Here is a 13964-nt window from a genome sequence, read left to right on the forward strand (position 1 = left end):
TAGCCTTTGCTATGCCGGATCCGGCATTTAAGGCGACTCTGAGTACCACAGGCCGGCCTGGTCCAGTTCGGCGATGGCCTGCTCAATTTGTTTTTGCTGAAATGCCAGCACGGAGTTTTTACTGAATCCGGCGGCGACTTCGGTCTGTGTCAGGCGTAGTGGCGTGATAGTAAGTTGCTGATATTCCGGAAAATTGGCTCTGGCGAACTGCAGATAATCCAAATCTTCCACCAACCCCTGCGCACGGTCTTTTAGCACCAGCTCGTTTTTGACGCGGCGCTCTGCGACTTCGATGGTTCTTTGCCGAAATGCCGGCTGTTGCAGCATTTTTTGCATTTCAGCCCCCATGAAACTGCCTTGAGTCAGGGCAATAGTGCCGGGAAAGTTGTTTAATGCCTGAAGAGTGCTGATTTGTTGCCATTGTGGGTCTGTCAGCGTGGTGGCAAAGGCCAGACGCTCAAGATGATGCGGCCGGCTAAACCAGATATAGTGTTGCCGGTCCGGCGTGGGGGTCAGGTTAAACATTAAATCAATGTCGCCTTGTTGCATCAGCAGCAGGGCCCGCGCCCAGGGCACGTCTAAAAACCGCACTGTACAGTTCAGCTTTTGTGCTAAGCGCTGTGACAAAACTACCCGGCTGCCTTGCCATTCGCCATCCTTCTGATAGGAATAGGGCGGAAAATCGCTGACCTGAACTTTCAGTTCACAGGCCCAAAGCGGCGTGCAGAGCAGGGATAACAAAAGCCAACGCATCATGGTCTCCGGCAGTGAAGCTATCTCATTAAAGCAGAGCAATCCCTGAGGCACAATCGACACGCAATCCACCCACAATCCGCAGTCCTGTAGTAATCTTTTACAAATATGGACTGGGGATCGCGGCGCGCGCCCCCATATCGTTAGCAAGTCATTATTTTCAGCAGATATCTGAGGTTGTTATGCCCGGTTTTGGCCAAAAAGGTCCGGTTTTTATTCAGTTCAAAGGGGGCCGGCCGGCCAGCTGGTTCAGCCTGTTGCTACTTGTTGCCGGCGGTCTGTTTTTATTCGTCTTTGGCGTTTGGCTGTTGATGATTGTCGCCACTTTGCTGGTGTTATTGCTGCCTTATCTGTGGTGGAAAAAGCGTAAGCTGATGCGGCAGATGCAGGCCCATATGCAGCAATTTAGCCAGCAGCAAGCAGGCGCCGAACCTGCCGATATTAATCCGGCTGCACAAACACAAACCCGGCCCCAGCAACCCGGGGCAAATCCAGGTCTGGTGATCGAAGGTGAAGTGCTGCAAAAGCGGCAGGAAGATTAAGAAAACTGTGATACAACCGCCAAATCGGTCTTAATAGCCTGGCAGCCCGGTGATATACTCGGGCTCCCTTTGCCTTCAGTTTTCAGTGTTATGATCCCGAAGTTAAGTCCAGAGCAGGCGTTAGCGCCGGTGGTTGCAGAATTTTGTGCACTGTTGCAACAAGCCGGTTTTAGCGGCGATATCGAAACCAGTTATGCCTCCCGTTTAGCGGTTGCGACCGATAACAGTGTCTATCAGGCACTGCCTCAGGCGGTGCTGTTGCCACGCCAGCAGCAGGATGTTGAATTGTTGACCCGGCTGGCCAGTGAACCGCGTTTTTCTGCGCTAAAGTTTGCGCCGCGCGGTGGCGGCACCGGCACCAATGGCCAGGCGTTAACTGAACATATTGTCGTTGATTTATCGCGCCACATGCGGACTATCCTGCAGTTTGACCCAATCAAACGGCAGGTGCGGGTGCAGGCAGGGGTAATTAAAGATCAGCTCAATGCCTTTCTGGCGCCGCATGGATTTTTCTTTGCACCGGATTTATCCACGTCAAACCGCGCCACTATTGGCGGTATGGTTAACACTGACGCTTCAGGTCAGGGCTCGCTGGTGTATGGCAAAACCAGTGATCACGTGCTGGCGCTGACCACAGTGCTGGCGGATGGCACAGTGTTAAATACCGCACCGATGCCTCTTGCAGCAGCTGCCGACAAAGCGCAGCAGGACACACCGGAAGGGCGGATTTATCGCCAGGTGCTGCAGACCTGTCGCGATTTTCGCACTGAAATTCTCGCCAAATTTCCGCGTCTGAACCGGTTTTTAACCGGTTACGACCTTGAACATGTGTTTAATGCCGATTTAACTGAATTCGACCTTGGCCGTGTCATCACCGGCTCTGAAGGCTCGCTCGGTTTTGTCACTGAAGCGCTGCTTAATGTCACACCAATAGCACGGCATAAGTGTCTGGTGAACGTCAAATATGACAGCTTCGAAAGCGCGCTGCGTAACGCGCCTTTTCTGGTTGCCGCCAATGCCACTTCGGTCGAAACCGTCGACAGCAAAGTGCTGGATTTAGCCCGCCAGGACATCATCTGGCATCAGGTCAAAGCCTATATCGAAGATGTGCCGGATAAAACCATGTTGGGCCTCAACATGGTTGAGTTTAATGATGAAGACGACGCCGGCATGGCGCAAAAGGTGGCGCAGCTCGAAGCGCGGCTGCAGGAAGCAGTGGCAACCGGTCAAAGTGGCATCATTGGTTATCAGCTGACGTCCGACCCCAAGGCTATTTTGCAGATTTATGCGATGCGCAAAAAAGCCGTGGGGCTTTTAGGCAACGCAAAAGGTGCGCAAAAGCCGCTGCCATTTACCGAAGATACCGCAGTGCCGCCAGAGAATCTGGCTGATTTTATTATGGAATTTCGCGCTTTGCTCGACAGTCATGGCCTCAGTTACGGCATGTTTGGCCACGTTGATGCCGGCGTGTTACATGTGCGTCCGGCATTGGATCTTTGTGATCCGACGCAGGAACAACTGCTGCGGACTATTTCCGATCAGGTGGTCTCGCTCACGGCCAAATATGGTGGTCTGATGTGGGGTGAACATGGCAAAGGCTATCGCAGCGAATATGGCCCGGCATTTTTTGGTGAAACTCTCTTTGCGGAACTGCGCAAGATCAAAGGCGTGTTTGACCCGCTGAACCGGATGAATCCCGGCAAAATCTGTACGCCATGGCAAAGTCAGGACCAACTGGTCAGCGTTGATGATCAAAAACGCGCTTTTTTTGACCGGCAAATTCCAACTACAGTGCGGCAGAGCTTCGAAGCGGCCACCAGCTGTAATGGCAACGGCCTGTGTTTTAACTATGAAGAAAACTCGCCGATGTGCCCGTCCAGTAAAGTCAGCAAAGACCGCCGCCACAGTCCGAAAGGCCGGGCAGGCCTGATGCGGGAATGGCTGCGGCTGATGCAAAACCAGGGCGTCGATGTGCTGGCGCAAGAGCAGCAGTTACTGCAGGCCAGTAGTGGTCCGGCGGCGCTGGTACAAAAAGTACAAAATACTGTCGGCAAATGGCGTGGCGAAGCCGATTTTTCGCATGAAGTGATGGAGGCGATGGAAGGTTGTCTGGCCTGTAAAGCCTGCGCCGGCCAGTGCCCGATTAAAGTTGATGTGCCGTCGTTCCGCGCGCGCTTTATTCAGCTGTATCACAGCCGTTATCTGCGGCCTTTGAAAGATTATGTAGTCGGCAATATTGAGCGTTCAGCGCCGTTATTGGCCAAAGCGCCGGGCCTGGTTAACGGCGTGGTCAAACTGGCACCGGTGGCCTGGGTGCTGAAAAAGGCGGTAGGGTATGTCGATACGCCGTTATTATCAACGCCGGTGCTGGCTGAACGCGTACAGCAATATCGCCCATTCGATTTAGCTGCTTTGCAGGCGTTATCAGCTGTAGAACAAGCCAAATTAGTGTTGTTGGTGCAAGACCCATTTACCAGTTTTTACGAGGCTGATTTGGTGGCTGACGCGATGGCGCTGCTGCATAAACTCGGTTTCGACCCGGTGTTGTTGCCGTTTTTGCCCAATGGCAAACCACAGCACGTCAAAGGTTTTTTACGCGAATTTGCCACGACTGCTCAGAACGCCAGTGAGTTTTTGCAGCAAGTGAGCCAGCTCGGTGCGCCACTGCTGGGCCTCGATGCGTCCTTGGTTTTGGTGTACCGCGATGAATATGTCAAAGCGCTTGGCAGCGCACGCGGCGATTATCAGGTCAGTTTGCTGCATGAATGGCTGGTCGGGCAGCAGTTGCCGGCGCTGCAGAGCTCAGGCAGCTTTAAGCTGCTGGCACACTGCACCGAAAAAACTGCGTTGCCGGCGACGGAAAAAAGCTGGCAGCAGATTTTTCAACAGGCCGGTTTGTCATTGCAGGTGGTTGCCACTGGTTGTTGTGGCATGGCCGGGACTTATGGTCATGAAGCGCAAAATCAGACCAATAGCCGCGCTTTGTACGATTTAAGCTGGGCCAGCCCGGTGCAACAGACCGCGCCGGACTTGTTACTGGTGACCGGTTTTTCCTGTCGCAGTCAGGTCAAACGCTATGAAGGGTTTAAGCCAAAACATCCGTTGCAGGCGTTATTACAACTGCTGCCTTAAAGCAGATGTGATGCCGCTCACAATACGAATGTGATAAACGCGCTGGCAGAAAAAGTCTCTGCTGCTACTGTTAGCAGCGGTGCCTTTTCTGACAGGAGCGTGAACTATGAGTGTGGAATATAACCCAGTGGGCTGGTTTGAGATCCCATCGCCGGACCTTGGCAAAAATCAGCAGTTTTTCCAGCAGGCCTTTGGTTTTGAGTTTGAAATTCTTGAGATGTCGCCTTACACCATGGCGATGTTTGCCGCTGATCACAGTAAACCCGGCTCGGCTGGGGCATTAGTGCAGGGGCCGGATGTGGTACCGGCGACAGTCGGCGTCACAATTTACTTTGGCTGTGCTGAAGTCAGTGCGCAGCTGGAGAAAATTGCAGCAGCAGGTGGCACTGTGTTGATGGAAAAGACGTCAATTGGTGAGCATGGTTTTATTGGCATGTTCCTCGACGTCGCCGGCAACAAGCTGGGTTTACATAGTATGAGTTAGGCCTGGCAAGGATAATAAAAACGGCAGCGCAAGCTGCCGTTTTTGCATCAAATAACCTGTCAGAAAAAAATCTATCAGAAGCGGGCTGTGAGACCCAAAGCCAGTGAGCGGCCCGGTAAAGGCACATCTGCTTTGACAAAAGAGCTGTGTACAAAACCCAGTTTATCCGTCAGGTTCGTCGCTTTCAGATAAGCGGTGAGATCCAGCGCAGATAAATCGAAGTCATAGCTGAGGTTGGCATCGACCAGCGTGTAACCGGCTGTGACGGTTTCATCCACGGCGATTTTGTCTTGTTTAGCGTAGTGGGTCAGGCCAAATTGTCCTGACCAGTTTTCTCCCTGATACTGATAGCTGACACCGGCTTTGTTAGGCGGTGTACGCGGCAGATCGCCGCCGGATTTCAGTTCTGCCCGTACGCTGTCGGTGAAAAATTCCAGCTGCTGCGCCGGCGCAAAACGCCAGGTCAGCGCAAATTCTGCGCCATAAAGCCGGGCATCGGCCTGACGGTATTGGTAGACGGCATAATCGTCATGCGCATGCTCATCTTCGGCTTCACCTGCATGCTCCTCGTGCGCATGCAGCTGTGCCATGGTCAGGCCTGTATTGGCCTGATAGACAAAATCATCGACTTCATTGAGGAAGAAGTTGTAGCTGAAGGTCAGCTCGCCTTTGGTCTTGGCAAAACCTAAATCAATGTTATTGGCGACTTCTTTAGCGACGGCAGCCGGGTGGTAGTGAATGTTACCATCTTCGCTGAGTTCATAACCCAAACCCAGCTCATAACCCTGAGTGGCGATATGCAGACCATTCGCAAACAGTTCACTGGCACCTGGTGCCCTTGCCGAGTGACTAAGTTGCAGCGACCATTGATAACCAGGCACAAATTGCCAGACCAGGCCGGAGGAAAAACTCGCTGCAGTAGCCGAATATTTATTTAGCAGCAGTTCCTCGTGCTCTTCGTCATCATGTGAGGTGTCGTGCTCGTCGTTGACTGGCGTATGACTGACGCGTTCTAAGCGAGCGCCAAGCTGCCACTGCAAATCGCCAAAGGATTTTTCTTCTAACACAAACAAAGCGTTGCTGTTTGTGTCAGTCGCCGGCGTAAAGGCTTCTTCGCCGCTGGCGGCAAACTCATTTTGTTGTTGGTGCAGCCCGACCAAACCATGCCAGCCGAGGAAGTCGCTATGTTCTATGCTGAGGCGATTTTCCAGACTGTCGTTGTCAAAGCGGGTGCCCGGCACACCGGCTTCAACTTCCGCGTGCTGATAGTCGGTGTAAGCACTTTGCAGCGCGATGGTTTCAATCCCGTTGATCGGGGTATACCATTCCGCCGCCAGGCCATAGCGGTTTTGCGTCAAATCAGCATATACGCCGTCGTCCGCATGCTCTTCCGCTGTGGCGGTTTCCTCTTCGCCATGATGGTGGTGGCCGGGAATACCATATTGGCTGTTGATCCGGCCATAAGACAGACCAATCAGGCCGTCAGTCGTGACCCAGCTGCCGCCAAGGTTAAAGGCCTGATTGTCGAGCTGGCTGTTGGCAATTTGACTGAGGGTTTCGCCTTCGTCATTAGTGAAAGTTGGGGTGTCGAAGTTATTGCTTTGGCGGTCGTAGCCATCAAAATGCCAGGCGAATTCACCAGCGCTACCGTCATGCGCCAGTGCTGCGGTTCTTTCATCGGCGACGCTGTTATATTTGGTATCAATCACGGTTTGTGGGCTGCGCATCTGGCGTGGAATACGGTTGTCGACCAGATTCACCACGCCGCCAATAGCACCACTGCCGTACAATAATGTAGCCGGACCACGTAACACTTCAATTTGCTCTGTGGTGATGGCGTCGGCGGAAATCGCATGGTCTGGGCCGACGCGGGACACGTCGGCGCTGTCGAGGCCATTACTCAGTACTTTAACCCGGGGACCATCTAAACCGCGGATCACCGGCGCTGCTGCGACCGGGCCATAATAGTTGCTGTGCACACCTGGGGTAAATTTCAGTGTCTCGCCAATAGTGGGTTCCTGCCGGCGCTGCAACGCTTCACCGCTTAACACCGAAGCCGGCTGCGCCATATCCAGATCATAATGATGTAAACCGGCTGCTGAGACGCGTAAATGCTCGATATTGCCTTTGCTCAGTGCAACTTTTAACTCGGGCTGCTCTGCTTTAACAAACTGGTCGTTAAAGCCTTTGGCTGCGATGTGGATTTCGGCGCCGGATTGCACGGTTAAACGAAATTCGCCGGCAGCGTTGGTATAAACATATTGTTGGCGGCCATGTACGTGGACTTTGGCATTGCTGACCGGTTGGCCTTGTTCATTCAGCACTTTGCCTTGTAACTGCAATTCGGCGCCTGCTGCCGTGGTGGAAACCAGCGCCAGACCCAGCGCAAAATTCAGGGCGGATAAACGAAATGTCATAGCAAATTACCTGATTGAGGTGTGATAACATCACATTTTAAAGGTAATGATATAAAGTAACAATACACTTCGTCGGCAAAATTTGGCAGTTGGCAGGCTGGAACCTTGATTTGTTGTGCTGTAAAAACTGCTGTGCAGTCGAGATCACAGCAAAATGTGCATAGATTATGCTAGATAAAAAACGAGCTTCTACACTGTAATTGCTGCGGTTTGTCGCCGATGAAGGGGGCTATATGCAACTGGCAATGAAAGTCGTGCGGCTGGAGCTTTTTTATAACCATGCGGCCAGCCAGCGTTTTTTACACGAGATCCGGTATTTGTCGCCATTTTTTGCCGAAGAGGTCGAACACTTCTGTTTGCGGCTGTTGTCGTTATTAAGTCTTTATGAATATGCACCGGCGCTGGCGGTGACCGCCGGCAAAGGGCCTGATCTTTTTGTCAAAGATGAGCACAGCCATTACCGGCTCTGGTGTCAGGTGGCGGTGCCAAATGACAAACAGCTACAGCGTGCTTGCCATCAAAGCGATCAGGTGTTGCTGATGTTGCCGCAAGCTGACCAGCAGAAGTATCTGCAGGCACATAAACAAAGCGCCAATCTGCAGATCTGTGGTGTCAGTGCTGACACCCTGACCGATTTTGCCCAGATGCTCAAAGCCAATATGCAGTTAAGTGTCTGGCGCGATGATGACATGCTGCAAATCACCGACGGCCAGCAGCTGCTTGAACTGGCCGCACCGCAGGTCAGCGCCACGCTGCACTGATTGCACTTTCATCTGCCACAGGTATAATTCGCCGCTGTTTTTCTGCTCCGGATTTGCGATCCGGCTTCTTGCAAAAAAGGTGAACTATGTACGTTGTTGCTGCGCTTTATAAGTTTGTGAATTTGCCCGATTATGTTGAACTGCGGGATAAGTTGTACCAGCATCTGGTGCTGAATAAAGTCAAAGGTACTTTGTTGTTGGCTGAAGAAGGCATCAACGGGACTATTTGTGGCACTCGTGAAGGCATAGATGCAGTCTGCCAGTGGCTCGATGCCGATGGCCGCTTTGAAGGCCTGTCTTATAAAGAATCATTCGCCGACGAGCCGGCGTTTTACCGCACTAAAGTCAAGTTAAAAACCGAAATCGTGACGATGGGCGTGCCGGGTGTGAACCCGCAACATATCGTCGGCACTTATGTCAAAGGCGAAGACTGGAACCGGTTGATTGAAGATCCGGACACAATCTTAATCGACACCCGCAACGACTATGAAGTCGCCATCGGTACTTTTAAAAACGCGGTGAATCCTAACACCACCAGCTTTCGCGAGTTCCCGCAATGGGCCGCTGACAATCTGGATAAAACCAAACATAAAAAAGTCGCGATGTTTTGCACCGGTGGTATTCGCTGCGAAAAATCCACAGCCTATTTAAAAGAGCAGGGCTTTGATGAGGTCTATCACCTGGACGGCGGCATTCTGAAATATTTGGAAGAGATGCCGGAGCAAAACAGTTTATGGCAAGGTGAGTGTTTTGTGTTTGATCAGCGCGTCGCGGTAAAACACGGATTGGAGCAGGGCAGTTACGACCAATGTTACGCTTGCCGCATGCCGTTATCACCAGCGGATATGCAATCCGACAAATATTTGCAGGGCATGAGCTGCCCGCATTGCCATGACCAGTTATCGGACGAGCAAAAAGCCTCGTTCGCCGAACGGCAAAAACAAATTGAACTGGCCAAACAACGCGGAGAGCAACATATCCGCGACGGCAAAGTCGATTTCTAAGCACTGAGTTTGAATAATGAAGGGCACCTGCGGGTGCCCTTATGCGTTTATTGGCGTCAGAACAGACTTGGGTCTATTTGTTGTAAAAAAGGTCGCAGGATCCCGGCCGCTTGCAGCGCAAAATCACAGAAATCCTCTTTGACAATATTGGTGTTCATCGCCAGAACCAACTGATAATCCGGATAAATCACCAACCAGCTCTGGGCACCATCTGAGACCCCGCCATGGTGGATGTAGCGGATAGTTTTTTTCAGCGGATTGTCTTTATCACAATACAAGTTGCCATGTTCAGTGCGCCGAAATCCCAAAGCGTAGTTTTGCGGATTGACACTGCCATCTGCCAGACGTTGTGGTGTCCAGAATTCTTGTTGTAACTGTGGTGGGATAAACGCCGGGTCGAACCAGGCGGAGCCAATGCTGACCAGGTCGATTGAGCTGGCCGCCAGACCACCGCCAGCCAGCTTCTGGCTAAGATCAACTGACCAGTGAGGTTTCACCTGATTGGCTTTCGACTGGTAAAAAGTCACCTGCTCTTTGTGTGGTTGATGCGCTGCGCCAAGACTTTGCAGTTGCAACGGCAGACTAAGCTGTAGCTGCAGATAGTCCAGGAAGGGCGTCTGACTAGCACTTTGCAACACACTGCTTGCCAAATTAACATCAAATGAGCTGTATAAAAAACTGTGGCCCGGCTGATACTGCAAAGTTGCATCATCAAAAATCTGCAATCCATCGTCGACATCTGGAAAATGTCGTTGCTTGAGCCAACTCTGGACAAACCCACGCCAGTCATCATTTTGCTCATAACCGGGTAAGCCTGCGGTATGAGACAGTAGCTGTCGCAGCGAGAATTCCCGCCATTTTGGATTGGGTAAATCGGCTTTATACCGGCTTATAGGAACATCCAGCTTTAGGATCCCGGCCGCTACAGCACGTGCTATTGCGGTTGCCGTGACCGCTTTGGATGTGCTGCCAATACGGAACTGACTTTGCGTGCTGGCGGCCCGCTGAGTGCTGATATCGGCATAACCGGCGGCACCAGCCCAGATGAGCTTACCCTGCCAGGCAACTGCCGCCGTCAGTGCTGGCATTTGTTGCTGTGCTCTGGATTGTTGCAGTGAACGGAACGCGCTCTGTGCAGCGCTTGAGAATTCATCCTGATAAATCTGTTGTGTCGCTGGTACCTGGTCTGGGATCTGTTGCCAGCCTGTGTTCAGGTACCACAGAGCAGGCGTGGCAATAACCAGTACTGGCAGCAGCACTAAAATTTTCCATATTTTTACATTCAACTTCAGCATCTTGGTGTTCCTTATGGCAAAAGCGGGCCCGACAGCGCCTGAAAAGGGCTGCTAGCAGGTGAGTGGTATTTCGGGAAGGGTTTAGATCAGGGCGACATCAGCGGGCGCCCCGCGCCAGCAAAAATTGCCGGGTTTGTTCGTTCGCAGCACGATTGAGTGCTGAACGCATTTGTGGGCCATCCGACAAAGGCGTTTCGACCTGCAGGTTAATCAATGCGCCGTGGGCCAATAATAATTGCAGCATAGCAAGGTCACCGCGGCTACTTGCGTTAATCAGTGCGCTTTCATCAGCAAGCACCACGGCGTTGACATCAGCACCAACCGCCAGGAGTTGCTGAGCCAGTGTGAGATTGCCCAGCTGACTGGCGATGATGAGCGCGTTGCCGTCGCCGCGGCTACTGACATTCGGATCTGCGCCGCGCGCTAACAGCAGGTTGACCATCTCTGGCAGTTGCTGGCGGACTGCTGCCATCAATGCATTGCCATCTCCAGGCATTGGTAAGTCCAAAGGTGCGCCTTGCTGCAGCAGCTTCGTTACTTGTGTTGTATTGTTTGTTTGCACCGCCTGGAGCAGTTCGGCCAAAGGCTTTAACTGACTGAGCCGTACCTGAGCATGCCTGGCCGGCAACTCGGCCAATTGCCATTGCTGCACCAACAACGAAGATGCGACAAGCCAGAGTATGAATGCAGAAAAAACGGCAGTGGATAACCATGCCGGGCTTGGAGCCCCGGGCTCTAGTACCGCATCAATGCGGGTGGTCAGGACGGCTTGACGCAGGAAATGCTGAGCAAAAAAAGCCCCGGTGTTTTTGTGTTGGTTCGCATAGAGAGCGCAGTCAAGCAGGGTTTGCGCATAGAGGGTCTGGTCGCCTTGTTTGACCGCGGTTTCTTTGTCGCAACGCAATTCGCGCCAGATATTGAATTGATTGGCGATCAGGCGCCAGGCCGGGCTCCACCAGAACAGGCAACCAACTAATTGTTGTAGCAGGTAAGCGCGCAGGTCCTGATGTTGCAAATGACACAGTTCGTGATTGAGCACACATTCGAGTTGTGCCGGTGATAAGTGCGTCAGATAACGCTCAGGCAACAGGATCTGAGGTCTGCGCAGCCCGACCAGCATTGCACTATGGATAGCAGGATGCTGCAATACCGGGACAGGCGCTACGAATGAATGCAATGGAGCCAGGCTGGCCTCCTGCCGAAGGCGTCGGACCTGATAGTATCCGCCAAGCAATTTCGCGGCGCGAACCAAAGTACCGAGCGGCAAAATCAGCCAGAGCCAAAAAGCCGGTGCCAGTAAATAGATAAGCTGCGAGGTCAATGGCCAGCTTACTTGCTGCACAATATCGCCGGCGACAGTGATCGAATGGGTCGCTTGGGTTATCGTGTTTTGTGCCAGGACGTGACTAACGCTGGCCTGAAACCATGGCATCAATTGTTGATCCAGCGCCCAGGGTTGTAGCAACAGCATTGGCGTGATGATGAGTAAGCCCGCTGCGATATGCCAGAGTCTTAGCATTGTCGCGGGTTGATGCCTAAGGCGGCTGCGGCCAGCAAACAATAAAACTGGTAGTAGCAGGGCTGCCAGAAATAAATGCAGAAGCAGATAGAATGCGAGCCAGCTGATTTCAACCATGACTTTACTCTTTGTCTGGGACTTGTTCTGTCGATGACTGTTGTGTGTTTGTCAGCTGAGTGGGCAGCGCAGCCAGATCGATCTTTTGTTGCAGCTGTTTAGCAAGATCAGCGGACAGCGCTGTTTCAGCAATCAGATGCTGCGCTAACAAGTCTGGCGAGCCAGCAAAAAACTTTTTCACCAGTGCCAACAATGCCTGGCTGCGGGCTTCCTGTTGGACTGTTGTCGCCTGATACAAAAAGGCCTTGCCTTGTTTTTCACAGCTGACGTGGCCTTTATCCAGCAAAATGCGACAAAGTGTTTGCACAGTGGTGTAGGCGACCGGCTGGTCTTGACTGAGTTCTGCGGCGATATTGCGGACAGTTAAAGGCCCACGTTGCCACAGCACCTGCATAATTTTTTGCTCAGCAGCGGTCAGTTCGTTCGATTTAGGCCTCGCCATGGCAGTGCTCCGATTAAAACTAATTGATTAGTTTTAACTCTACTGAAGCTGAGGCGGATGATCAACTAATTAATTAGTTTTTTCGCAATCGCGTAATTGAAAATAAGGAGAGTTATTTTGATAACCTGGTCTGACCCTGTACTTCAGACTTTCTTTGTCACCCGCACGGCCGCTTGTTGCGCCAGGGCAGGCTGCAGCGGCCAATTTGCGATGAGCCTGAGCAAAAGTGTCATAATTCTCTTATAAATTAGAATAATAAGGCCTAATTTTGCCACTATTTTTCGATTGTAGATTAAGCCAGAATGCAGTCAGGAGGGTTTATGACCACAAAAACGCAACATTATCATCCGCTGCATATTGCATTACATTGGCTGATGGCACTGATGATCCCGACGCTGTTTGGCGTCGGACTCTGGATGACCGGGCTTGATTATTACAGCAGCTGGTATAAAACCGCGCCGGATCTGCATAAAAGTTTTGGCATTTTGTTAGCCTTATTGTTGTTGTTTCGCCTGGTGGCGATCCGCCTCTTTGGCAAGCCAGCTGCACTGGGGACCGGCGTGCAGCAAAAAGCTGCTGCATTGGCGCACGCACTGATGTATGTGCTGCTGGTGGCAATTATGTTGTCCGGGTATCTGATTTCAACGGCGGATAATCGGGGCATTCCGGTATTTGGTTTGTTTGAAGTGCCTGGTTTTGGTGAGTTTTTCCCAGATCAGGCTGACATCGCCGGCACTGCCCATTTGTACCTCGCCTGGACTTTGATCGCACTGGTTGTTTTACACGCCGGTGCGGCACTGAAACACCATTTTATTGACAAAGATAACACCCTGACCCGGATGCTCGGCCGTCGTAACGCTGCTGCGTCTTCCATTGATAACCCGGAGATCTAAATGAAAAAATTATTGTTGGCCGCTGCTTTTGCCGCATCTGTTACTTCTGTTGCTCAGGCGGCGGATTATGTCGTGGATACACAAGGCGCGCATGCTTTTGTCCAGTTCAAAGTCAGCCACTTAGGCTACAGCTGGTTACATGGCCGTTTTAATACCTTTAGTGGCGATTTCAGCTATGACAGCGCCAATCTGGCTGCCGCCAAAATCAAACTGGATATCGATACTAAGTCAGTGGATTCTAACCACGCCGAGCGTGATAAGCACTTACGCAGTGGTGATTTCCTGAACGTGGAGAAACACCCGAAAGCCAGTTTTGTCAGCACTAAAGTGGTGCCAGGTGCCGACGGCAAATTTGATCTGGTGGGTAACTTCACGTTAAACGGCGTGACCAAAGAAGTGACGATTGCCGCGACGAAGACCGGTGAAGGCAAAGACCCATGGGGCGGCTACCGCGCTGGTTTCCACGGTACCACCAGCATCAAACTGAGTGATTTCGCCATCAAAAATATCCTTGGACCGGCATCAGAAACCGTGTACCTGGATCTGGTGGTTGAAGGTGTGCGTAAGTAAGTTTTAGCCTAAAGAAAAAGCCTGCTGTTGCAGGC

General features: G+C 51.9%; 12 protein-coding genes. 7 read left to right on the forward strand and 5 right to left on the reverse strand.

Annotation, left to right across the window (positions count from 1 at the left end):
- Positions 1-27 precede the first annotated feature (27 nt).
- Positions 28-753 carry a transporter substrate-binding domain-containing protein gene (locus ABNT34_RS11575; RefSeq protein ID WP_348731771.1) on the reverse strand — a complete coding sequence of 242 codons (726 nt, stop codon included), beginning with the start codon at positions 751-753 and terminating at the stop codon, positions 28-30.
- A gap of 182 nt (positions 754-935) precedes the next feature.
- On the opposite strand from ABNT34_RS11575, the gene ABNT34_RS11580 reads away from it, so the two are divergent.
- The 3 genes from ABNT34_RS11580 (at position 936) to ABNT34_RS11590 (ending at position 4911) form a co-directional block, all read left to right on the forward strand.
- The gene (locus ABNT34_RS11580; RefSeq protein WP_348731773.1) at positions 936-1295 is read left to right on the forward strand and encodes a hypothetical protein; all 360 of its coding nucleotides are present in this window, start codon (positions 936-938) and stop codon (positions 1293-1295) included.
- A 90-nt stretch (positions 1296-1385) separates the two neighbouring features.
- Positions 1386-4427, forward strand: a complete 3042-nt coding sequence (locus ABNT34_RS11585) for an FAD-binding and (Fe-S)-binding domain-containing protein (protein ID WP_348731775.1) — start codon at positions 1386-1388, stop codon at positions 4425-4427.
- A 106-nt stretch (positions 4428-4533) separates the two neighbouring features.
- Positions 4534-4911 (forward strand): VOC family protein, encoded by a 378-nt coding sequence (locus tag ABNT34_RS11590; RefSeq protein ID WP_348731777.1) that lies wholly within the window; start codon positions 4534-4536, stop codon positions 4909-4911.
- A gap of 74 nt (positions 4912-4985) precedes the next feature.
- Here the strand turns inward: ABNT34_RS11590 and ABNT34_RS11595 are convergent, their stop codons facing one another.
- Positions 4986-7328 (reverse strand): TonB-dependent receptor, encoded by a 2343-nt coding sequence (locus tag ABNT34_RS11595; protein ID WP_348731779.1) that lies wholly within the window; start codon positions 7326-7328, stop codon positions 4986-4988.
- A 233-nt stretch (positions 7329-7561) separates the two neighbouring features.
- Here ABNT34_RS11595 and ABNT34_RS11600 point away from each other — a divergent pair, with 233 nt between their 5' ends.
- Both ABNT34_RS11600 and ABNT34_RS11605 read left to right on the forward strand, forming a co-directional pair.
- Positions 7562-8089, forward strand: a complete 528-nt coding sequence (locus ABNT34_RS11600; protein WP_348731781.1) for a YaeQ family protein — start codon at positions 7562-7564, stop codon at positions 8087-8089.
- A gap of 86 nt (positions 8090-8175) precedes the next feature.
- Positions 8176-9093 (forward strand): rhodanese-related sulfurtransferase, encoded by a 918-nt coding sequence (locus ABNT34_RS11605; RefSeq protein ID WP_348731783.1) that lies wholly within the window; start codon positions 8176-8178, stop codon positions 9091-9093.
- A gap of 56 nt (positions 9094-9149) precedes the next feature.
- Here ABNT34_RS11605 and ABNT34_RS11610 read toward each other — a convergent pair whose 3' ends face one another.
- The 3 genes from ABNT34_RS11610 to ABNT34_RS11620 all read right to left on the reverse strand — a co-directional run bounded on the left by ABNT34_RS11610 (position 9150) and on the right by ABNT34_RS11620 (position 12466).
- A complete protein-coding gene (locus ABNT34_RS11610) occupies positions 9150-10388 on the reverse strand; it encodes a serine hydrolase domain-containing protein (protein ID WP_348731785.1) in 1239 nt (412 codons plus the stop codon).
- 97 nt (positions 10389-10485) lie between these two features.
- Positions 10486-12024: a M56 family metallopeptidase gene (locus ABNT34_RS11615; RefSeq protein WP_348731787.1), complete on the reverse strand. Its 1539-nt coding sequence runs from the start codon at positions 12022-12024 to the stop codon at positions 10486-10488.
- A 4-nt stretch (positions 12025-12028) separates the two neighbouring features.
- Positions 12029-12466, reverse strand: coding sequence for a BlaI/MecI/CopY family transcriptional regulator (locus ABNT34_RS11620; protein WP_348731789.1), 438 nt, complete (start codon positions 12464-12466; stop codon positions 12029-12031).
- A 320-nt stretch (positions 12467-12786) separates the two neighbouring features.
- On the opposite strand from ABNT34_RS11620, the gene ABNT34_RS11625 reads away from it, so the two are divergent.
- Both ABNT34_RS11625 and ABNT34_RS11630 read left to right on the forward strand, forming a co-directional pair.
- A complete protein-coding gene (locus tag ABNT34_RS11625; protein ID WP_348731791.1) occupies positions 12787-13359 on the forward strand; it encodes a cytochrome b in 573 nt (190 codons plus the stop codon).
- Positions 13360-13929, forward strand: coding sequence for a YceI family protein (locus ABNT34_RS11630; RefSeq protein WP_348731792.1), 570 nt, complete (start codon positions 13360-13362; stop codon positions 13927-13929).
- Positions 13930-13964 lie beyond the last annotated feature (35 nt).

The organism is Rheinheimera texasensis, from assembly GCF_964031785.1.
GTDB lineage: Bacteria > Pseudomonadota > Gammaproteobacteria > Enterobacterales > Alteromonadaceae > Pararheinheimera > Pararheinheimera texasensis_A.